This is a genomic window from Pseudonocardia sp. Ae331_Ps2 (assembly GCF_001932405.1).
Lineage (GTDB): Bacteria > Actinomycetota > Actinomycetes > Mycobacteriales > Pseudonocardiaceae > Pseudonocardia.
The window spans coordinates 3750771-3770319 of record NZ_MCIM01000001.1 but is presented as its reverse complement, the minus strand read 5'-3'; the positions used below and the strand labels follow the sequence as shown (position 1 = coordinate 3770319).

Below are 19549 nucleotides of genomic sequence, written 5' to 3'. Positions count from 1 at the left end.
CGGCGAGCACCCCACCCGGTGGGAGCCCCGCTCCCGGAGAGAGATGTCCTCGTCGTGCACGCATCGGCGCCGTCAGGGGCCTGGTACGGATCCGTCGTTCACAGCACCCCGGCGAACGCCAACGCCACGACCTGGGCGATCGTGTTGTGCACCACGTGCGTGACCACCCCGGGCCACACCGAGCCGCTGCGCCGTCGCAGCTCCCCCGCGACCAGACCGACGACGAGCGCGGTCACGAACACCGCGTTCAGCCCGTGCGCCAGCGCGAACACCAGGGCGCTGCCCACCACACCGACGACCGCCCCGTAGCGCAGCAGCCCCGAGGTGACCACCCCGCGGAACAGCAGTTCCTCCCCCAGCGGGGTCAGCACCGCGAGGAACAGCAGCGACAACGCCACCGACCACGCCCCGCCACTGCCCGCGTCGGCGTAGGCGCCCTGGATGTTCTCCGGCTCGATCCCGACCAGGACCATCCCGATCGCCAGCAGCCTGCTGACGACGAACGCCAGGATCGCCCCGGCCGCGCCGATCACCAGCCAGCGCACGGTCGTCGCCCGCACGCCGAACTCGGGCAGCGGGCGACGCCGGACGGCGACGGCCGCGGCGAAACCGGCGATGCCCGCGATCCCCGACAGGGCCGCGAGGAACAGGCCTCCCGCGAGCGGCCCGAGGTCGAGGGTCCGCAGCACCAGCGGCCCACCTCCGTAGGCCACCGCGGCCAGCACGACCAGCCCGACGACGATCTCCCCCCACCCGGGACTCGACGGGCTCCCCGCTGTGACGGGTGCTGCGGAGCGGGAACGGGACACGACGGGGCCTCCCCGGTGCGGTGGCGCCGGGGCGGATGCCCGCGGCAGGCACCGAGTCGACACCGTGCCGCTACGGCACGGTCAAGTCGGGGTACCCGACCGGGTCTAGAACAGGACGGTCGCGAACCGCGCGACCTGCACGAACCCGACCCGCTGGTACGCGGCCCTGGCCGGGGCGTTGAAGGCGTTGACGTACAGGCTGGCGCGCCGGCCCATTCCGGCGAGCGCGACCGCGACCGCCGACGTCCCGGCCGTGCCGAGCCCGTGTCCCCGCCAGGCCGGGTTCACCCAGACCCCCTGGATCTGGCCGACGGTGCGCGACAGGGCACCGATCTCGGCCTTGAACACGACCTCGCCGTCGTGGAACCGGGCGAACGCCCGCCCGGAGGTGATCAGCTCGGCGACCCGGGCCCGGTAGCCCGCCCCGCCGTCGCCCTCGCGGGGGTCGACGCCGACCTCCTCGGTGAACATCGCGATGGCGGCCGGCAGGTACCGGTCCAGCTCGGAGATGCGGACCGGACGCACCCGGCTGTCGGGCGCGACCATCGGCGGCCGTTCGAGCGTCATCAGGGGCTGGTCGGGCCGGATCTCGCGGGCCGGGCCCCAGCCCGGTGCGAGCTCCTCCCACAGCGGCAGGACGAGCTCGGCCCGCCCCACCAGCGACGAGCACAGCCGCCCGGCCCGGCGCGCGCGGTCGGCGAAGGCACGCAGCGCCGCCCGGTCACCGCGCAGCGGCACCAGGTTCGCCCCGGAGAAGCACAGACCGTCCGCCGGGGCCCCGTGGGACCACAGCTCACCGCCCAGCCGCCACGGGTCGAGGCCGACCGCCTCGATGCGGGAGGCGACCATGCACGCGGCGACGGGGTCGGCGTCGAGCACGTCGTGCACCCCGGAGCGGTGACGATCGTCGAGAAGCCGTGCCCCGGCCACCCTCAGCACGGGTTCATGATGCCACGTCGAGGCCCGTCCGGTACCGGTACTCGCTCAGCCGACGGTCACCTGGGGTTCACCCGTCACGCCCTCCGCGCTCTCGCCCATCTCCTCGGCGAGCCGCATGGCCTCCTCGATCAGCGTCTCCACGATCTTGTGCTCGGGGACGGTCTTGATGACCTCGCCCTTGACGAAGATCTGCCCCTTGCCGTTGCCGGAGGCGACGCCGAGGTCGGCCTCGCGGGCCTCACCCGGGCCGTTGACGACGCAGCCCATGACGGCCACGCGCAGCGGGACCTCCATGCCGGTCAGTCCGGCGGTGACCTCGTCGGCGAGGGTGTAGACGTCGACCTGGGCCCGCCCGCAGGACGGGCAGGACACGATCTCCAGCTTGCGCGGGCGCAGGTTCAGCGACTCCAGGATCTGCTGGCCGACCTTGATCTCCTCGACCGGCGGCGCGGACAGCGACACCCGGATGGTGTCGCCGATGCCCTGGCGCAGCAGCGCCCCGAACGCGACGGCCGACTTGATCGTGCCCTGGAACGCGGGCCCGGCCTCGGTGACGCCGAGGTGCAGCGGGTAGTCGCACTGCTCGGCGAGCAGCTCGTAGGCCCGCACCATCACGACCGGGTCGTTGTGCTTGACCGAGATCTTGATGTCGTGGAAGTCGTGCTCGGCGAACAGGCCCGCCTCCCACAAGGCCGACTCGGCGAGCGCCTCGGGCGTCGCCTTGCCGTACTTCTCCAGCAGTCGCTTGTCGAGCGAGCCCGCGTTGACCCCGATCCGGATCGGCGTGCCGTGGTCCTTCGCGGCGTGGGCGATCTCCTTGACCTGGTCGTCGAACTTGCGGATGTTGCCCGGGTTCACCCGCACCGCGGCGCAGCCGGCCTCGATAGCGGCGAACACGTACTTGGGCTGGAAGTGGATGTCGGCGATCACCGGGATCTGCGACTTCTGCGCGATCGCGGGCAGGGCCTCCGCGTCGTCGGCCGACGGGCAGGCGACGCGCACGATGTCGCAGCCGGCCGCGGTCAGCTCGGCGATCTGCTGGAGGGTCGCGTTGACGTCGGAGGTCAGGGTGGTCGTCATGGACTGGACGGAGATCGGGTGGTCGGATCCGACACCGACCGGGCCGACCTGGAGCTGCCGGGTCCTCCGGCGCGGGGCCAGGGTCGGCGCGGGCGCGGACGGCATACCCAGGGAGACGCTCACGACCTCCACTATCCCACCGTGTGGCACGGTCCGCCGTACCCGGTGAGGAGGGGCACTCACGTGCGGCCGTGCTTCTCCTGCGCATCCTGCAGCGTCGAGCTGTGGGGCAGCCAGGTCGCCAGCTCGACCGGCCAGCCGTCGTCGGCCAGCATCCGGACGACGGCGGGGTCGTCGTCGAGGATCATCGCGATCTCCCGCTCGCGGGCGAGCAGCCGCAGGACCTCGCGCTTGACGTAGCGGGCGGGGCGGTGGTCGTCGTCGGGGCGCATGAACAGCGGCCCGGTCGGCAGGCCGACGCGCTCCAGCCAGGTCTCGGTCAACCTGCGGTTCCGCTCGGGGCGGCCGGTCAGGTAGACGACGTCGTACTCGGCCTGGGCCGCGCGCAGCCGCTCGGCGCCCTCGTCGAGCAGCGGGTCGGCGTGCGCGGCGGCGAAGAACGTCTCCCACCGGTGCACGTCGAGGTAGTGCAGCCGGTGCGAGACGTCGGCGAGGACGCCGTCGATGTCGAAGACCGCCAGCGGACGGGCGCCCTCGGGTGCTGCGCTCACCCGAACAGCCGCACCGGGTTGACGATGTCGGCGATCGCGACCATGACCGAGAACCCCAGGAAGACGATCACGAACACGTAGGCGACCGGGAGCAGCTTCGCCGCGTCGACCGGCCCGGGGTCGGGGCGTCCGAGCAGCTTCGCGGTGTTCCGCTTGATCGCCTCCCAGATCGCCGGGACGATCTGGCCGCCGTCCAGCGGCGGGACGGGGAGCAGGTTCAGCAGGAACAGCGACAGGTTCACCGCGGCGAGCATCATCAGGAATCGGCTGACGTCGGCCTGCCACGGGACGTCCTGCTGGGCGAGGATCTCACCGCCGATCCGCGAGACGCCGACGACACCCATCGGGCTGTCCTGGCTCCGCTCCTCGCCGAGGAACGCGGCTCCGAACAGGGCCGGGACGCGGGCCGGGATCTGGGTGATCGCCTCCGCCGTGCGGACGACGCCGTTGCCGATCTGCGCGGCCACGTCGCCCGGGCCGAGCTGCATGTACTTCGTGTCGAGGGCGACACCGAGATAGCCCGCCGTCACCGTGGCGTACGGGTCGGCCGAGTTCCGGGCCGGGAGGACGTTCGGGATGACGTCGACGGTCAGCGGGATCTGCCGGCCTGCCCGCTCGACGACGATCTGCGTGGGTCCCGACGACGCGCGGATCGCGTCCTGCAGGGCGGTCCCGTCGTCCGGGCCGAACTCCTGTCCGCGGACGGACAGGATGCGGTCGTCGGGCTGGACCCCGGCCGCGAGCGCCGGCGCGAGCGGCGCTCCGGCCGGGCACTCCTTCGGGACGCCGTTCTGGACCGCGACGGCCGGGAGCACGCACTTCTCGAGCGACTCGATCTGGGTGGTGGCCGCAGGCACGCCGATCCCCATCAGGACAAGCGAGAACAGCACCACCGCCAGGATCAGGTTCATGAACGGCCCGGCGAACATGACGATGATCCGCTTCCACGGCGACCGGGTCCAGAACTGCCGGTCCGCGTCCTGCGGCAGCACGTCGGCCTGACTCTGGCGCCGCGCGTCGTCCATCAGCCCCTGGAACGGGCCGGTCCGTCGGTTGCGGCCCAGCGTGCCGCCCTTCGCGGGCGGCAGCATCCCGATCATGCGCACGTAGCCGCCCAGCGGGATGGCCTTGATGCCGTACTCGGTCTCGCCGCGGCGCACCGACCAGACGGTGCGGCCGAACCCGACCATGAACTCCGGGACCTTGATCCCGAACCAGCGGGCCGTCGCGAAGTGCCCGAGCTCGTGCCAGGCGATCGACAGCAGCAGCCCGAAGAAGAAGATCGCGATCCCGACGACCGTCCACACGATGGTCACGACCGCGTCTTCTCCCGCTCGTGGGCCTTCTCGCGCGCGTGGGCCCGGGCCCAGGTCTCGGCAGCCAGCACGTCGTCCACGGTAGCCGGGTCACCCGTCCAGGCGTCGGCCGCCTCCAGCACCTCGCCGAGCAGGTCGGTGATCCCGGTGTAGCCGATCGTCCCGGCGACGAACGCCTCGACGAGCTCCTCGTTGGCGGCGTTGAGCACTGCGGGCAGGCAGCCGCCCGCGGTGCCGGCGGCGCGGGCCAGGCGCACCCCGGGGAACGCGTCGTCGTCGAGGGGCTCGAAGGTCCAGCTCTGCGCGGTGTCCCAGCGGCACGGCGCCGAGGCGCCGGCGATGCGCTCCGGCCAGCCGAGCGCCAGCGCGATCGGCAGCCGCATGTCCGGCGGCGACGCCTGGGCGATCGTCGAGCCGTCGGTGAAGGTGACCATCGAGTGCACGATCGACTGCGGGTGCACGGTGACGTCGATGCGGTCGTAGGGCACCCCGAACAGCAGGTGCGCCTCGATCACCTCGAGACCCTTGTTCACCAGCGTCGCCGAGTTGATCGTGATGACCGGGCCCATGTCCCAGGTCGGATGCTTCAGGGCCTGCTCGACCGTGACGCCCGCCAGCTCCGCGCGGGTCCGTCCGCGGAACGGGCCGCCAGACGCGGTGAGGACGAGCCGGTCGACCTCGGACTCCCGTCCGCCGCGCAGGCACTGCGCGAGCGCGGAGTGCTCGGAGTCGACCGGCACGATCTGCCCCGGTGCGGCCGCCGCCGACACCAGCGGACCGCCTGCGACCAGCGACTCCTTGTTCGCCAGCGCGAGCCGGGCGCCGGTGGCGAGCGCGGCCAGGGTCGGGCCGAGGCCGCGGGAGCCGGTGATGCCGTTCAGGACGATGTCGGCGCGGCACGCCGTGACCAGCTCGGTCGCGGCGTCCGGGCCGTCGAGCACCTCGACGCCCGGCAGTTCCGCCCGCAGCCGCACCGCCGCGGCGGCGGACGCGACCGCGACCCGCCGGACGCGGTGCGCACGGACCTGGGCCACCAGCAGGTCCACGTCCGATCCGCCCGCGGCCAGCCCGGACACCGTGAACCCGCCGGCGCGGGTGATCACGTCCAGGGCCTGGGTACCGATCGACCCGGTGCTGCCCAACACGACGAGTGACTTCATCACGGCACATCATCCTCGCCCCGCGAGCTGTGCGACGATGACCCCGCACGGAGCCGGACCAGGAGGACACACGGTGGCCAGCAAGGCAGTCGCGCACAGCGCAACGACGAGCAAGACCCGCGAGATCGCCGTCGCGTCCGGGATCGACCCGGCGGACGAGCCCTCGGTCGACTGGGGCTGGCACCAGAACTTCCACCGGGGCGTGCCGATCGCGGCCGCCGTGGTCGGCGTCGTGCTGCTGCTGTTCACGATCGGCCACCCGGTGAGCTGGACCGAGTTCCTGTTCTCCGCGGTGCCCGCCGTCGTCTGCTTCATCGGCGCGATCGCGTACCCGCTCCACCAGCGCCGCCGTCGTCTCTGAGGCGCGGCACCGGGCCGACGCCGGATGGCGCGCGACGCGGGTGAGCCGGTCGAGCTGACGATCGGCGACCGGGTCGTGCGGCTGTCCACCCCCGACCGCGTCTACTTCCCGGAGCGGGGCGAGACCAAGCGGGACCTGGCCGCGTACTACACGGCGGTCGGCGACGGTGTGGTCCGCGCGCTGCGCGACCGGCCGTGCATGCTGCACCGCTTCCCCACCGGTGTCACCGGGGAGAAGGTGCACCAGAAGCGGTTGCCGCGCGGCGCCCCCGACTGGGTCCGCACCGTCCGCGTGACCTTCCCGCGGTACAACCGCACCGCCGACGAGCTGTGCGTGACCCACCCGGCCGACGTCGTCTGGGCGGTGCAGATGTCCACCGTCGAGTTCCACCCCTGGAACTCCCGCGCGGCCGACGTCGAGTCCCCCGACGAGTGGCGCATCGACCTGGACCCGATGCCGCAGGCGTCCTGGGCCGACGTCCGCCGCGTCGCCGGCGTCGTCCGCGAGGTCCTCGACGAACTGGGCGCGACCGGCTTCCCGAAGACCTCCGGCGGCTCCGGGCTGCACGTCTACGTGCGCATCCCACCCGACCACGGGTTCGCCGACGTCCGCCGCGCCGCGCACGCCTTCGCCCGCGAGGTGGAGCGTCGCTGCGACCGCGTCGACCTGTCGTGGTGGCGCAAGGACCGCGACCCGTCGACGGTGTTCGTCGACTACAACCAGAACGCCCGCGACCACACGATCGCCTGCGCCTACTCCGTGCGCGGCACCCCCGACGCGCGGGTGTCGACCCCGGTGACCTGGGACGAGATCGACGACTGCGAGCCCCGGGACTTCACGATCGCCACCGTCCCGGCGCGCTACGCCGAGCTGGGCGACCTGCACGCCGGCATCGACGAGGCCGTGTTCGGCATCGAGCCGCTGCTGGAGTGGGCCGCCCGGGACGAGCGCGACGGCGCCGCGACACCCGATCTGCCCGATCTCGACGCGGGCGCCCGCTAGGCTCGGCGCCCATGGACGACGGGCCCCGCAAGGACAGACTGACCCGGCTCGGGTACGGGATCGGCGGCGGCCTCGCCGTCGGGTCCGCCGTGTGGGTGCTGTCGGGCACGTGGTGGTGGCTGCTGCTCTTCCTCGTCGTCGGGCTGGCGCTCGGGCTGTTCCTGCGCGCGACGACCCCGGAGTCCTAGCAGGACACCTGGCCCGGCCCGGGCTCCTGGGCGCGGGCCCGCAGTCTCGCGAACTCGGCGACCATCGCCGCGCGCGACCAGTGCGCGTTGAGCCCCGACGGGTTCGGCAGCACCCAGATCCCGGTCGCACCCAGCCGCTCCGCCTGCTCCCCCACCACCGCGCCGCGTCGCCCGAACGCGGTCCGGTAGGCACCGATCCCGACGACGGCCAGCCACGCCGGTTCCCGCGCCGCGACCAGCGCCCGCAGCCGTACCCCACCGGCGACGAGCTCGTCGTCGGTCAGCTCGTCGGCGCGGGCGGTGGCCCGGGGCGCCATGTTCGTGATGCCGAGACCGAGCCCCGCGAGCTCGCCCTGCTCCGCGGGCGCCAGCAGGCGCGGGGTGAACCCGGAGGAGTGCAGGACCGGCCAGAAGCGGTTGCCGGGGCGGGCGAAGTGGTGCCCGGTCGCCGCCGACACCAGGCCCGGGTTGATGCCGCAGAACAGCACCCGCAGCGGCGGGTCGTCCGGGCCGGGCAGGACGTCGTCGATCGTGGAGTCCCGGGCGCGGTCGAGGGCGTCGCGGTCGGGCAGGCGGGGCACGAGGGTCATCCGACCACGACCGCACCGGGGCCCGCCGCCCGGGACCGATGGATTCCGGGCGCGCGAACGGTCTGTCCACGGACGGGCGAGCCGGGATGCCGCGCCCGCGCCCCGAGAGGAGACTCCCCGCCGTGGACCTGCCCGTGATGCCCCCGGTGAAGCCGATGCTGGCCAAGCCCGCCCCGTCCATCCCCGACGGCAGGCTCTACGAACCCAAGTGGGACGGCTTCCGCTCGATCGTCTTCCGCGACGGCGACGAGGTCGAGATCGGCTCCCGCAACGAGCGGCCGATGACCCGCTACTTCCCCGAGGTCGTCGAGGCGGTGCGGGAGCACTTCCCGCCGCGCGCGGTCGTCGACGGGGAGATCGTCGTCGCCTCGGGGAACGCGCTGGACTTCGAGGCGCTCCAGCAGCGGATCCACCCCGCGGTCAGCCGGGTGACGCTGCTCTCGACCGAGACGCCGGCGTCGTTCGTCGCCTTCGACCTGCTGGCCCTCGGCGACGACGACCTCACCGCACGCCCGTTCGCCGAGCGCCGCGCGCTGCTGGAGGAGGCGTTCGCCGGCGTCGCCCCGCCGGTGCACCTCACCCCGATCACCGACGACACCGGGACCGCGCGCCGCTGGTTCGAGAAGTTCGAGGGCGCCGGGCTCGACGGCCTGATCGCCAAGGACCCGGCCGGGACCTACCAGCCCGACAAGCGCGTCATGACCAAGATCAAGCACGAGCGGACAGCGGACTGTGTCGTCGCCGGGTACCGGGTGCACAAGTCCGGGCCGGACGCCGTCGGGTCGCTGCTGCTGGGCCTGCACGACGCCCGCGGCGTGCTGGTGTCGGTCGGCGTCGTCGGGGCGTTCCCGATGGCGCGCCGACGCGAGCTCATGACCGAGCTGCAGCCGCTGGTCACCGACTTCGACGACCACCCGTGGGCCTGGGCGAAGCAGCTGGAGGGCGAGCGCACCCCGCGCAAGTCCGAGACGAGCCGGTGGAACGCCGGCAAGGACCTCTCCTTCGTCCCGCTGCGCCCGGAGCGGGTGGTCGAGGTCCGCTACGACTACATGGAGGGCCAGCGGTTCCGCCACACCACCCAGTTCGTGCGGTGGCGCCCGGACCGCGACCCCGCCTCGTGCACCTACGAGCAGCTGGAGCGCCCGGTGACCTTCGACCTCGCGGAGGTCCTCGCCGGGCACGGGTGATCGGCGATCACGGCCGGCAGCCGCAGGACTCCCGGTGCACGAAGGTCGTCGGCAGCCGCAGCGAACGCCGCTCGGCGTCGGGTTCGGCCATGCGGCGCAGCAGCAGCCGGACCGCCTCGCGCCCGATGTCGGCGAACGGCTGCGCGACGACGGTGAGGCGCGGGCTGAACGCGTCCGCCCACGGGAAGTCGTCGAAGGCGGCCAGCGCCAGGTCCCCGGGGATGGTGAGCCCCAGGTCGTGGGCGGCCTGGACAGCGCCGATGGTCATCGCGTTGTTGCCCGTGACCAGCGCGGCGGGCCGGTCGGGCGAGGCCAGCAGCTCGCGCACGACGGCACGGGCGGGCTCGCTGTCCGAGCGTCCCTCCACCACCGGCCCTGGCGGGAGATCCGCCCGGCGCATCCCGAGCCGGTAGCCCTCCAGCCGCTCGACGGTCGTCGACAGCCCGGGGAGACCCATCACGAAGCCGATCCGGCCGTGCCCAGCCTCGGCGAGGTGGGTCACCAGCCCCGCGACGGGCTCCACGTTCTCCGAGCCGACCTCGTCCAGGACGCCGTCGAGCATCCGGTCGACCAGCACCGTCGGCACGCCCTGCGCGGCGAGCGCCTCCAAGGTCGCGGTGGAGTCGCCCGAGGGGGCGAACAGCACGCCGTCGACGCGGCTGCGGAGCTGCGTGACGGCCGTCGCCTCGTAGCCCGGGTCGTCGTGCGGGTCGGCGAGCAGCAGGGTGTGCCCGGCCGCGGCGGACTCGTCCTCGACCGCGTGCAGCAGCTCGCCCAGGTACGGGTTGGAGATCGCCGACAGGGCGAGCCCGAGCGTGCGGGTGCGGGAGGTGGCGAGCGAGCGGGCCGCGGCGTTGGGCGTGTACTGCACCTGCGCCATCGCGGCGAGCACCTGCTCGCGGGTGGCCTCCCGGACCGGCCGGGTGCCGTTGAGGACGTGGGACACGGTCGCGGTGGACACCCCGGCGAGCCGGGCGACCTCGGCCATGGTCGCGATCACACACCTCCGACGCGGGTCACGGGTTGGCGACAGGCTACAGGCAACCGGTTGCGCAAGCGGTTGCTCCGCACTTACCGTGCACCGGTCATACCGGACGGACGTGTCCCGGATCACACCGTTGCACACCCGTCGGAGCCCTCGACGAGGAGAGTGCCCGTGCGCCCGAGAACCAGGTCGCGTCCCGCCGTTCTCACCGCGCTACTGGCGGTCATCGGCCTCGCCCTCACCGGCTGCGCCGGTGCCGGCACGTTCGGCCTGCCCGAAGGTACGCGGATCGTGACGATCGCGATCGTGTCGAACCCCCAGATGGAGGACGCGATCGAGCTCAGCCCGCGGTTCGAGGCCGAGAACCCCGGCATCACCGTGCGCTTCGTCAGCCTGTCGGAGAACGAGGCCCGCGCGAAGATCACCGCGTCGGTCGCCACCGGCGGCGACGAGTTCGACGCCGTGATGATCTCGAACTACGAGACCCCCCAGTGGGCCCGCAACGGCTGGCTGGTCGACCTCGACCCGCTGATGGACGCCACCCCCGGCTACGACCGCGACGACTTCATCCCGACGATCCGCGGCGCCCTGTCCGGCCCCGACGGGCACATGTACTCGGTGCCGTTCTACGGCGAGTCCGCGTTCCTGATGTACCGCAAGGACCTCTTCGCCCAGGCCGGGCTGACCATGCCCGCGAAGCCGACCTGGGACCAGGTGGCGCAGTTCGCCGACCGCCTCACCGACCGCCAGCAGGGCCGTGGCGGCATCTGCCTGCGCGGCAAGCCCGGGTGGGGCGAGGTCATGGCCCCGGTCGACGCGATGATCAACTCCTACGGTGGTCGCTGGTTCGACCAGGACTGGAACGCACAGCTGACCTCGCCCGAGGTGCGCAAGGCGGTCAACTTCTACGTCGATCTCCTCCGTCGCGACGGCCAGGCCGGTGCGGCGGGCTCCGGGTTCTCCGAGTGCGGCAACCAGTTCAGCCAGGGCAACACGGCGATGTGGTTCGACGCCACCGTCGCCGCGGGCCTGCTGGAGGACCCGGCCCAGTCCAACGTCGCCAGGAAGGTCGGCTACGCGCCGGCGCCGACCGGCGTCGACGGCCTGTCCTCGGGCTGGCTGTACTCGTGGGCGCTGGCCATCCCCCGCACCACCGCGGAGAAGGGCCCCGAGCAGGTCGACGCGACCTGGAAGTTCCTGTCCTGGATGACGTCCAAGCCGTACCAGGAGATGGTCGGCGAGGACCTCGGCTGGACCTCCGTCCCGCCCGGCGCCCGCCAGTCGACCTACCGGATCCCCGAGTACGTCGCGGCGTCGAAGGCCTACGCGCCGCAGACCATTGCCGCGATCAACGCCGCCGACCAGGACCGGCCGACGCGCGACCCCGTCCCGTACACCGGGCTGCAGTTCGTCGGGATCCCCGAGTTCCAGGACCTGGGGACCCGGGTCAGCCAGCAGATCTCCGCGGCGATCGCCGGACAGCAGACCGCCGACGAGGCCCTCGACGAGGCCCAGAGCTACGCCGAGACCGTCGGCGAGTCCTACCAGCAGAGCGGGGGCGACCGGTGACGACCACAGAGGCACCACCGCAGGCGGCACCGGAACGGCAGACCTCGCCGGCAGCACAGCGCCGCGACGGCTGGATCCGCCGGGCCCCGCTGCTGCCCGCGCTGATCTTCACGATCATCATCACGCAGCTGCCGTTCCTGGTGACGATCTGGTACTCGCTGCAGTCCTGGAACCTGGTACGCCCCGGCAGCCAGCGCTTCGTCGGGCTGGAGAACTACGCGACGGTGTTCACCGACTCGCAGTTCCGCGGGGTCGCGCTGAACTCGATCCTGCTGACCCTGGGGTCGGTGGCCATCGCGATGGTCCTCGGGCTGCTGATCGCGCTGCTGCTCAACCGTGCGTTCCTGGGCCGCGGCATCGTCCGGACGCTGATCATCACGCCGTTCCTGATCACCCCGGTCGCCGGTGCCCTGCTGTGGAAGTCGGTCCTGTTCGACCCCACCTACGGCCTGGTGAACTTCCTGCTCTCGCCGTTCGGCGCCGGGCAGACCGACTGGGTGTCCACCTTCCCGCGGGCCGCGGTGATCATCGCGCTGGTGTGGCAGTGGACGCCGTTCATGATGCTGCTGATCCTCGCCGGGCTCGGCTCGCAGCCGCAGGAGGTCCTCGAGGCCGCCCGGATGGACGGGGCGACCGGGTTCGCGGTGTTCCGCGAGGTGACGCTGCCGCACCTGCAGCGGTTCATCGAGCTGGGTGTTGTGCTCGGCGCGATCTACCTGGTCAACACGTTCGACACGATCTACATGATGACCCAGGGCGGTCCGGGTACGGCGTCGGCGAACCTGCCGTTCTACATCTACCAGCGGGCGTTCCTGGGCTTCGACATCGGTGAGTCCGCCGCGATGGGCGTGGTCACCGTGGTGGCGACGATCATCGTGGCAACCCTGGCGCTGCGTCTGATCTTCCGCAGCTTCTCCGCCGCCGAGGAGGCGTGATGACCGCAGTCGCCGAACGGACCTCCACCCCCGCGACGACGCCGCGGAAGGCCCCGCGCGGGGCCGGGCCGCTGTTGGGCGTCCTGGCCTGGATCGTCGGGCTCGGGTTCTTCTTCCCGGTGCTGTGGATGGTGATGACCGCCTTCAAGACCGAGGCGCAGGCCGTCACGATCCCGCCGACGGTGTTCTTCGCACCCACCTTCGACAACTTCGCCGAGGTGTTCGGCGGCGGCGTCGGGCCCTACCTGCTCAACTCGCTGTTCGCGACGGTCGCCTCGACGGTCCTGGTGCTCCTGCTGGGCACCCCGGCCGCGTTCGCGCTGTCGCTGCGGCCCGTGAAGAAGACCCAGGACGTGCTGTTCTTCTTCATCTCGACCAAGATGCTGCCGGTCGTCGCCGCGATCGTGCCGATCTACGTCGTCGTGAACTACCTGGGCGCGCTGGACAACATCTGGACGCTCGTCGTGCTCTACACGGCGATGAACCTGCCGATCGCGGTGTGGATGATGCGGTCGTTCTTCCTGGAGGTCCCCAAGGAGCTCCTGGAGGCCGCGAGCATGGACGGCGCGTCGCTGTGGCGCTCGCTCCGCGAGGTCGTGCTGCCGATCATCTCGCCCGGCATGGCCGCCACGGCGCTGATCTGCATGATCTTCGCCTGGAACGAGTTCTTCTTCGCGGTGAACCTCACCGCCTCCCGGGCCGCGACCGTGCCCGTGTACCTCGTCGGGTTCATCACCTCCGAGGGCCTCTACTTCGCCAGCCTGTGCGCCGCGGCGACCGTGGCCGCGCTGCCGGTGGTCATCGCCGGCTGGATCGCCCAGAACAAGCTGGTCCAGGGCCTGTCCTTCGGGGCCGTCAAGTGATCGTGTTCGTGAACAGGATGGGAGCCCGCCGTGGCTGACGTGGTGTTCGACCAGGCATCTCGGATCTACACCCCCGGGGCGAAGCCTGCCGTCGACCGGCTGGACCTGACGATCGAGGACGGCGAGTTCGTCGTGCTCGTCGGGCCGTCCGGATCGGGCAAGTCGACGGCGCTGCGGATGCTCGCGGGCCTCGAGGAGATCGACGGCGGCTCGATCCGGATCGACGGCGAGAACATGGTCGGGGTGCCCTCGCGCGACCGCGACATCGCCATGGTGTTCCAGAACTACGCGCTCTACCCGAACAAGACCGTCGGGGAGAACATGGCGTTCCCGCTCAAGATGGCCGGGATCGACAAGGCCGAGCGTGCGGTCAAGGTCAAGGAGGCCGCCGAGATCCTCGGCCTGACCGACTACCTCGACCGCAAGCCGCGCGCGCTGTCCGGCGGCCAGCGCCAGCGCGTCGCGATGGGCCGGGCGATCGTGCGCGAGCCGCGGGTCTTCCTGATGGACGAGCCGCTGTCGAACCTCGACGCGAAGATGCGGGTGCAGACCCGCACCGAGATCGCCGCGCTGCAGCGGCGGCTGGGCGTCACCACCGTCTACGTCACCCACGACCAGGTCGAGGCCATGACGATGGGCGACCGCGTCGCGCTGCTGGCCGACGGCAAGCTGCAGCAGTTCGCCACCCCGGCCGACCTGTACGACCGGCCGCAGAACGCGTTCGTCGCCGGGTTCATCGGCTCGCCGGCGATGAACCTGTTCACCGCGCGGGTGACCGAGCGCGGGGTGACCCTGGCCGGGCGGGAGATCGCCCTGCCCCAGGACGCCCGGTCGACGATCGGGGCGCAGCGGCTCACCGAGGTGACCCTCGGCATCCGTCCCGAGCAGTGGACGGTCTCCCCCGACGGCGGCGAGGGCATCCCGGCCCGGGTCGACGTCGTCGAGGAGCTGGGATCGGACGCCTACCTCTACGGCACCCTCGCCGAGGTCGCCGGTGACCTGTCGGCGACGGCCTCGCTGACCGGTTCGCGTGACGACGCCGTCGTCGTGCGGACCGCGGGACGCACCGGCGCACGGCGCGGGGACCGGGTGGCGCTGACGCCCTCGACCGAGGGGCTGCACCTGTTCCACCCGGAGACCGGCGACCGGCTCTGAGCGGCTCTGCCCGGCGGCGCGAGGGGGCCGCCGGGCGGAGACCGGCCCGGATGCGACGCGGCGAGCGGCACGAGGGGCCGCCGGGCGGGTCAGCCCGGGTGCGAGGCGGCGAGCTGGCCGCAGGCCGCGTCGATCTCCTGGCCGCGGGTGTCGCGGACGGTGCAGGCGACGCCGGCCGCGCGGACCCGGCGCACGAACTCCTCCTCGACGGGCTTGGGCGAGGCGTCCCACTCGCTGCCCGGCGTCGGGTTCAGCGGGATCAGGTTGACGTGCACCCTCGAGGTCCCGATGTGCTGCCGCAGGACCTTCCCCAGCATGTCGGCGCGCCACGGCTGGTCGTTCACGTCACGGATCAGCGCGTACTCGATGGAGACGCGGCGGCCGGTCGTGGTGGCGTAGCGGCGGCCCGCGTCGAGGACCTCGGCGACCTTCCACCGGTTGTTGACCGGGACGAGGGTGTCGCGCAGCTCGTCGTCCGGGCAGTGCAGCGAGATCGCCAGGGTGACCGGGATGCCCTCCTCGCGGAGCCGGTCGATCGCCGGGACCAGCCCGACGGTGGACACGGTGACCCCGCGGGCGGAGATGCCCAGCCCGTCCGGGGCGGGCTCGGTGATCCGGCGGACGGCGGCGACGACCCGCTTGTAGTTGGCGAGCGGCTCGCCCATCCCCATGAACACGACGTTCGACAACCGGGTCGGCTCGTCCAGCACCCCGTCGCGCGCCTGGGCCGCGGCGCGGCGGACCTGGTCGACGATCTCGGCGGTCGACAGGTTGCGCTGCAGACCGCCCTGGCCGGTCGCGCAGAACGGGCACGCCATCCCGCAGCCCGCCTGGCTGGAGATGCAGACCGTCGCCCGGTCCGGGTAGCGCATCAGGACACTCTCGGCGAGCACGCCGTCGTGGCCGCGCCACAGCGTCTTGCGGGTGGCGCCGCCGTCGCACGCCTTCTCGGTCAACGGCGTGACCAGCGGCGGGAGCAGCGGACGCAGCTGCTCCCGGACGTCACCGCCGAGGTCGCTCATGGCGTCGAGGTCGTCGGTGAGACGACCGAACCAGTGGCGGGCCAACTGGTCGAGGCGGAACCGCGGTACGCCGAGCTCCTGCGCGACGGCGGCACGGTCGGCCGGGTCGAGGTCGGCGAGGTGGCGGGGCGGAGTACCGCGGCGGGGTGCGTCGAAGACGAGCGGGAGGCTGGACATGGCACCCCCCAGTGTGCCAGCCCGGTCGCGGGTCAGCGGATCCCGGGGATCCGCACGTTGAAGCGCCGGGACAGGTCCTCCAGGATCCCGAGCCTGCGCGCGGCCGCGACCCACAGCACGATCCCGGCGCAGAGACCGGTCACCGGCACCGCGGACCCGGTCCCCTGCCCCTGGTAGGTCAGGGCCAGGAAGGCGCCGAACGCGGCGATGAGCAGGACCAGGCCGCCGGTCGCGACGAGGCTGCGCTCCTCCAGCACGGTGGACGCCTGGATCAGCAGCACCCCGACGAGCGCGGCGGACAGGGGGGTGGACAGCTCGCCGTAGCCGACCAGGGACAGCAGCAACGGCAGCAGCACGATCCCCGCGACGCCGATCACGATCAGCCGCTGCATCCGGCGCTTGCGCTCGGGGTGCAGGGTCACCGCCATCGCGGCGTTGCGCCGGCGCACGATCCACAGGTACGCGGTCAGGAAGATCCCGAGCGCGACGAGGACGGTGGCGAACCCGTTCCCGAGGCCACCCGCGCCGACCGCCCAGGCGAGCAGGCCCAGGACGATCTCCAGACTCGGCACGGGAACGCCCAGCGACGGCTGGCGCATCGTGTACGGCATGCACCCACGGTAGCGAGAGCGCCCCGGGACACGGCGCGGGTGTGGCGGAACGACACACCCGTCCTCCCTCGAACCGGACATCATGGGAGGCTCGTCACGTGCCCGGGTCCCCGAACCCCCGGGCCGCCACCACCACACCGCCGGGCCCCGCCCGGCCTCCCCCAGGAGAGCCATGACCCTCCCCACGACGTCCTCCACCGACCCCGAGCCCGCCCCGCGCGCCGGAGGTCCCGCCCTCGGTCGCCGCGCGATGATCGCCGGCGCCGGCGTGGCCGCGATCGGCGCGGTCGCCGCCTGCGGTGGCGGCAGCGGTTCCACCACCACCGACAACGGTGGTCAGGCCCAGAGCGGGGACGCCCCGCAGGGCTCCCCCGGCACCGTCCTCGGCCCGGCGTCCGCGGTACCGGTCGGCGGCGGCGCGATCTTCACCGACGCCCAGGTCGTCGTCACCCAGCCGCAGCAGGGGACGTTCACCGGGCTGTCCGCGGTCTGCCCGCACCAGGGCTGCGCCGTCAGCCAGATCACCGACGGGCAGATCGTCTGCCCGTGCCACAACAGCCGTTTCTCCCTCGACGGCGCCGTCCTCGACGGACCGGCCCAGCGGCCGCTCGACCCGCGGCAGGTCACCGTCGCGGACGGGTCGATCACCCTGTCCTGAGCCCGCTCCCGGCGCCGCGGCTCAGGACGGCAGCACGAGGCCGTCCGCGCGGCGCCGGGTGTGGAGCCGGTAGCCCACGCGCACGGTGCGGTCGGCGACGTCGTCGATCGCCCGGCGCGCGGTGCGCGGGGAGAACTCGATGCGCAGGACCTCCTCCAGGTCCGCGCGGGAGTCGAACCGCCAGGTCGAGGTGACCCGGCGCAGCGCGAAGCCGTGGGCGGCGAAGAACCGGTCGACCGCGGGCGCGTCGTAGCGCGGCAGGTCCGCGCGCAGCCACGTCCCATAGGGCCGCGCCGTGAAGTCCAGGTCGACGACGGCGAGCACCCCGCCCGGGCGGAGCACCCGCTCGGCCTCGGCGAGCCCCGGCTCGCAGCCCGGCCCGAAGAAGTAGGCGGTGCGGGCGTGGACCAGGTCGGCACTCGCGTCCGGCAACGGGAGCCGCTCGGCGCCCGCGGTGTGCAGGGTGATGCGGGGGTCGTCGGCGACGCGCCGACGTGCCCGTTCGACCAGCGGCGGGTGCGGCTCGACACCGGTGACGGTGGCGGCCCGTTCGGCGAAGCGCGGCAGGTGGAAGCCGTCGCCGCAGCCGACGTCGACGACGTCGGCGCCCGCCCAGCCCCCGGTCTCGGCCCACAGCGCCGCCCAGAGCTCGCCGTCGGCGTCCTGGGCGCGGTTCTCGGTCTCGTAGACCTCGGGCCAGTTCCAGATGTTCGGGCTGGGGATGGCCGGGCCGGGCTTCGGCTGTCCGCCGAACCCCTGGTAGGTGCGCCTCACGCGATCGGGACGACGATCCCGAGGATCGCCCAGGCGACGAACGCGGCCGGCAGCAGCGAGTCCAGACGGTCCATCAGACCGCCGTGCCCGGGCAGCAGGTTGCCCATGTCCTTGACCCCGATGTCGCGCTTCACCAGCGACTCGACGAGGTCGCCCAGGGTGGCCGTCGCGACGAGCAGCGCGCCGACCAGCGGTCCCCAGTACCAGGGCGCGTCGAGCAGCAGCCCCATGCAGAGCGAGCCCACTGCCATGCCGGCGATCAGCGAGCCCGCGAAGCCCTCCCAGGACTTCTTCGGGCTGATCGTGGGGGCCATCGGGTGCCGGCCCGCGACGACGCCCGCGGCGTACCCGCCGACGTCGGAGGCGACCACGCAGAGCAGGAAGGTCAGGACCCGGCCCACGCCGTCCGGGGCGACGGTCAGCTGCACGGCGAAGGCCACCAGCAGCGGCACATAGACGGCGACGAACAGCGAGGCGCTGATGTCGCGCACGAAGTGCGCCGCCCCGCTCCGCATCCGCCACAGCAGGCAGCCCAGCACCGTGGCGGTGAGGGCGATCGCGGCGCCGTGCAGGCCGAACGGCCAGGACAACCAGACGACGGCCTGACCGCCGACCAGCAGCACCGGCAACGACACGCGGATGTCGGCGCCCCGGCGCAGCGCACCCGCGAGCTCCCAGGTCCCGACCGCGGTGACGCAGGCGAGCACCAGGACGAAGCCCTGACGATGGATCAGCAGGCTCAGCAGGATGACGACGCCGAGCCCGACGCCGACCGCGATCGCCGCGACGAGGTTGCGACCCAGCCGGGACCGCTTGTACCCCTTCTGTCCCCGGACGGGCTTCGGCACGTCCGGGGTCGCCGACACGCCGGCGGGCCCGTCACCGGGGAGGTCGGAGGTCACGGGGACGGCGGCGTCGGAGGAGGAGGGCACCGGGCTCAGACCTCGAGGAGCTCGGATTCCTTGTTCTTGACCAGCTCGTCGATCTGCGCGACGTAGCGGTCCGTGACGCCCTGCAGTTCCTTCTCGGCGCGGGCGACCTCGTCCTCGCCGGCCTCGCCGTCACGCTGGATGCGGTGCAGCTCGTCCATCGCCTTGCGGCGCAGGCCACGGAGCACGACGCGCGCGTCCTCACCCTTGCCCCGGGCGACCTTGACCATGTCCCGGCGCCGCTCCTCGGAGAGCTGCGGGATGATCACGCGGATGATCTGCCCGTCGTTCGACGGGTTGACGCCGAGGTCCGAGTCGGCGATCGCCTTCTCGAGCTGCTTGAGCTGGCTGGCGTCGTAGGGCTTGATGACCGCCATCCGCGCCTCGGGGATCGACACCGAGGCGAGCTGGTTCAGCGGGGTCCACGCGCCGTAGTAGTCCACGACGATCCTGGAGAACATGTTCGGAGTGGCCCGGCCGGTACGCACCGACGCCAGATCGTCACGGGCGACCGTGACGGCCTTCTCCATCTTCTCCTCGACGTCGAAGAGGGTTTCCTCGATCACGG

General features: G+C 72.7%; 22 protein-coding genes. 9 read left to right on the top strand and 13 right to left on the bottom strand.

From position 1 onward, the window contains the following. Positions 1–98 precede the first annotated feature (98 nt). The 6 genes from Ae331Ps2_RS18120 to dxr form a co-directional block, all read right to left on the bottom strand. On the bottom strand, positions 99–809 hold the full coding sequence (locus tag Ae331Ps2_RS18120; RefSeq protein ID WP_075307577.1) for a CPBP family intramembrane glutamic endopeptidase: 711 nt from the start codon (positions 807–809) through the stop codon (positions 99–101). 105 nt (positions 810–914) lie between these two features. Continuing rightward, positions 915–1748, bottom strand: a complete 834-nt coding sequence (locus Ae331Ps2_RS18115; protein WP_043276319.1) for a GNAT family N-acetyltransferase — start codon at positions 1746–1748, stop codon at positions 915–917. 45 nt (positions 1749–1793) lie between these two features. Beyond that, positions 1794–2951, bottom strand: a complete 1158-nt coding sequence (gene ispG / locus Ae331Ps2_RS18110; RefSeq protein WP_043276332.1) for a flavodoxin-dependent (E)-4-hydroxy-3-methylbut-2-enyl-diphosphate synthase — start codon at positions 2949–2951, stop codon at positions 1794–1796. Positions 2952–3007: 56 nt separating this feature from the next. Continuing rightward, positions 3008–3499, bottom strand: a complete 492-nt coding sequence (locus Ae331Ps2_RS18105; protein WP_020622029.1) for a nucleotidase — start codon at positions 3497–3499, stop codon at positions 3008–3010. Further along, on the bottom strand, positions 3496–4815 hold the full coding sequence (locus tag Ae331Ps2_RS18100; RefSeq protein ID WP_075307579.1) for an RIP metalloprotease: 1320 nt from the start codon (positions 4813–4815) through the stop codon (positions 3496–3498). The genes Ae331Ps2_RS18105 and Ae331Ps2_RS18100 overlap by 4 nt, the downstream gene beginning before the upstream one ends. Continuing rightward, positions 4812–5975 (bottom strand): 1-deoxy-D-xylulose-5-phosphate reductoisomerase, encoded by a 1164-nt coding sequence (dxr, locus tag Ae331Ps2_RS18095; RefSeq protein WP_020622031.1) that lies wholly within the window; start codon positions 5973–5975, stop codon positions 4812–4814. Before dxr ends, Ae331Ps2_RS18100 begins: the two co-directional genes overlap by 4 nt. Before the next feature lie 73 nt (positions 5976–6048). Between dxr and Ae331Ps2_RS18090 the strand changes: the two genes are divergently transcribed. From Ae331Ps2_RS18090 to Ae331Ps2_RS32100, 3 genes are read left to right on the top strand one after another with little or no spacing between them, the layout of a single operon-like run. Next, positions 6049–6336, top strand: coding sequence for a DUF2631 domain-containing protein (locus Ae331Ps2_RS18090; RefSeq protein WP_020622032.1), 288 nt, complete (start codon positions 6049–6051; stop codon positions 6334–6336). A gap of 24 nt (positions 6337–6360) precedes the next feature. Next, positions 6361–7338 carry a non-homologous end-joining DNA ligase gene (gene ligD / locus Ae331Ps2_RS18085; RefSeq protein ID WP_075307581.1) on the top strand — a complete coding sequence of 326 codons (978 nt, stop codon included), beginning with the start codon at positions 6361–6363 and terminating at the stop codon, positions 7336–7338. 11 nt (positions 7339–7349) lie between these two features. After that, a complete protein-coding gene (locus tag Ae331Ps2_RS32100; RefSeq protein ID WP_158071462.1) occupies positions 7350–7526 on the top strand; it encodes a hypothetical protein in 177 nt (58 codons plus the stop codon). Here the strand turns inward: Ae331Ps2_RS32100 and mug are convergent. Beyond that, on the bottom strand, positions 7523–8116 hold the full coding sequence (mug, locus tag Ae331Ps2_RS18080; protein WP_075307583.1) for a G/U mismatch-specific DNA glycosylase: 594 nt from the start codon (positions 8114–8116) through the stop codon (positions 7523–7525). The genes Ae331Ps2_RS32100 and mug overlap by 4 nt on opposite strands. Positions 8117–8238: 122 nt before the next feature. Here mug and Ae331Ps2_RS18075 point away from each other — a divergent pair, with 122 nt between their 5' ends. Continuing rightward, positions 8239–9303, top strand: a complete 1065-nt coding sequence (locus Ae331Ps2_RS18075) for an ATP-dependent DNA ligase (protein ID WP_020622036.1) — start codon at positions 8239–8241, stop codon at positions 9301–9303. 7 nt (positions 9304–9310) lie between these two features. Here the strand turns inward: Ae331Ps2_RS18075 and Ae331Ps2_RS18070 are convergent, their stop codons facing one another. Beyond that, entirely contained in the window at positions 9311–10291 is a 981-nt protein-coding gene (locus tag Ae331Ps2_RS18070; protein WP_198932143.1) for a LacI family DNA-binding transcriptional regulator, read from the bottom strand. A 168-nt stretch (positions 10292–10459) separates the two neighbouring features. Between Ae331Ps2_RS18070 and Ae331Ps2_RS18065 the strand changes: the two genes are divergently transcribed. Genes Ae331Ps2_RS18065 through Ae331Ps2_RS18050 form a run of 4 tightly spaced genes read left to right on the top strand, consistent with a single transcriptional unit; the run spans position 10460 to position 14810 of the window. Further along, positions 10460–11857, top strand: a complete 1398-nt coding sequence (locus Ae331Ps2_RS18065) for a sugar ABC transporter substrate-binding protein (RefSeq protein WP_075307585.1) — start codon at positions 10460–10462, stop codon at positions 11855–11857. Next, the gene (locus Ae331Ps2_RS18060; RefSeq protein WP_020622040.1) at positions 11854–12792 is read left to right on the top strand and encodes a carbohydrate ABC transporter permease; all 939 of its coding nucleotides are present in this window, start codon (positions 11854–11856) and stop codon (positions 12790–12792) included. The genes Ae331Ps2_RS18065 and Ae331Ps2_RS18060 overlap by 4 nt, the downstream gene beginning before the upstream one ends. Beyond that, positions 12792–13655, top strand: coding sequence for a carbohydrate ABC transporter permease (locus Ae331Ps2_RS18055; RefSeq protein WP_020622041.1), 864 nt, complete (start codon positions 12792–12794; stop codon positions 13653–13655). The genes Ae331Ps2_RS18060 and Ae331Ps2_RS18055 overlap by 1 nt, the downstream gene beginning before the upstream one ends. A 30-nt stretch (positions 13656–13685) precedes the next feature. Continuing rightward, entirely contained in the window at positions 13686–14810 is a 1125-nt protein-coding gene (locus tag Ae331Ps2_RS18050; RefSeq protein WP_075307587.1) for an ABC transporter ATP-binding protein, read from the top strand. Positions 14811–14899: 89 nt separating this feature from the next. Here Ae331Ps2_RS18050 and rlmN read toward each other — a convergent pair whose 3' ends face one another. After that, the gene (gene rlmN / locus Ae331Ps2_RS18045) at positions 14900–16009 is read right to left on the bottom strand and encodes a 23S rRNA (adenine(2503)-C(2))-methyltransferase RlmN (RefSeq protein ID WP_075307589.1); all 1110 of its coding nucleotides are present in this window, start codon (positions 16007–16009) and stop codon (positions 14900–14902) included. Positions 16010–16041: 32 nt separating this feature from the next. Next, on the bottom strand, positions 16042–16620 hold the full coding sequence (locus tag Ae331Ps2_RS18040; RefSeq protein WP_020622044.1) for a hypothetical protein: 579 nt from the start codon (positions 16618–16620) through the stop codon (positions 16042–16044). 172 nt (positions 16621–16792) lie between these two features. Here Ae331Ps2_RS18040 and Ae331Ps2_RS18035 point away from each other — a divergent pair, with 172 nt between their 5' ends. Continuing rightward, positions 16793–17278: a Rieske (2Fe-2S) protein gene (locus Ae331Ps2_RS18035; protein WP_075307591.1), complete on the top strand. Its 486-nt coding sequence runs from the start codon at positions 16793–16795 to the stop codon at positions 17276–17278. A 21-nt stretch (positions 17279–17299) separates the two neighbouring features. Here Ae331Ps2_RS18035 and Ae331Ps2_RS18030 read toward each other — a convergent pair whose 3' ends face one another. The 3 genes from Ae331Ps2_RS18030 to frr are packed head-to-tail and all read right to left on the bottom strand — an operon-like array spanning position 17300 to position 19547. Further along, the gene (locus Ae331Ps2_RS18030) at positions 17300–18052 is read right to left on the bottom strand and encodes a class I SAM-dependent methyltransferase (RefSeq protein ID WP_083695704.1); all 753 of its coding nucleotides are present in this window, start codon (positions 18050–18052) and stop codon (positions 17300–17302) included. After that, positions 18049–18984 (bottom strand): phosphatidate cytidylyltransferase, encoded by a 936-nt coding sequence (locus Ae331Ps2_RS18025; RefSeq protein ID WP_020622046.1) that lies wholly within the window; start codon positions 18982–18984, stop codon positions 18049–18051. The genes Ae331Ps2_RS18030 and Ae331Ps2_RS18025 overlap by 4 nt, the downstream gene beginning before the upstream one ends. Positions 18985–18989: 5 nt before the next feature. Next, positions 18990–19547 carry a ribosome recycling factor gene (frr, locus tag Ae331Ps2_RS18020; RefSeq protein WP_020622047.1) on the bottom strand — a complete coding sequence of 186 codons (558 nt, stop codon included), beginning with the start codon at positions 19545–19547 and terminating at the stop codon, positions 18990–18992. Positions 19548–19549 lie beyond the last annotated feature (2 nt).

Bases quoted from the DNA above. Each gene is read 5' to 3' on its own strand.
- dxr (WP_020622031.1), bottom strand. From the start codon at position 5,975: ATGAAGTCACTCGTCGTGTTGGGCAGCACCGGGTCGATCGGTACCCAG.
- ligD (WP_075307581.1), top strand. From the start codon at position 6,361: ATGGCGCGCGACGCGGGTGAGCCGGTCGAGCTGACGATCGGCGACCGG.
- Ae331Ps2_RS32100 (WP_158071462.1), top strand. From the start codon at position 7,350: ATGGACGACGGGCCCCGCAAGGACAGACTGACCCGGCTCGGGTACGGG.
- mug (WP_075307583.1), bottom strand. From the start codon at position 8,116: ATGACCCTCGTGCCCCGCCTGCCCGACCGCGACGCCCTCGACCGCGCC.
- Ae331Ps2_RS18070 (WP_198932143.1), bottom strand. From the start codon at position 10,291: ATGGCCGAGGTCGCCCGGCTCGCCGGGGTGTCCACCGCGACCGTGTCC.
- Ae331Ps2_RS18055 (WP_020622041.1), top strand. From the start codon at position 12,792: ATGACCGCAGTCGCCGAACGGACCTCCACCCCCGCGACGACGCCGCGG.
- rlmN (WP_075307589.1), bottom strand. From the start codon at position 16,009: ATGTCCAGCCTCCCGCTCGTCTTCGACGCACCCCGCCGCGGTACTCCG.
- Ae331Ps2_RS18040 (WP_020622044.1), bottom strand. From the start codon at position 16,620: ATGCCGTACACGATGCGCCAGCCGTCGCTGGGCGTTCCCGTGCCGAGT.
- Ae331Ps2_RS18035 (WP_075307591.1), top strand. From the start codon at position 16,793: ATGACCCTCCCCACGACGTCCTCCACCGACCCCGAGCCCGCCCCGCGC.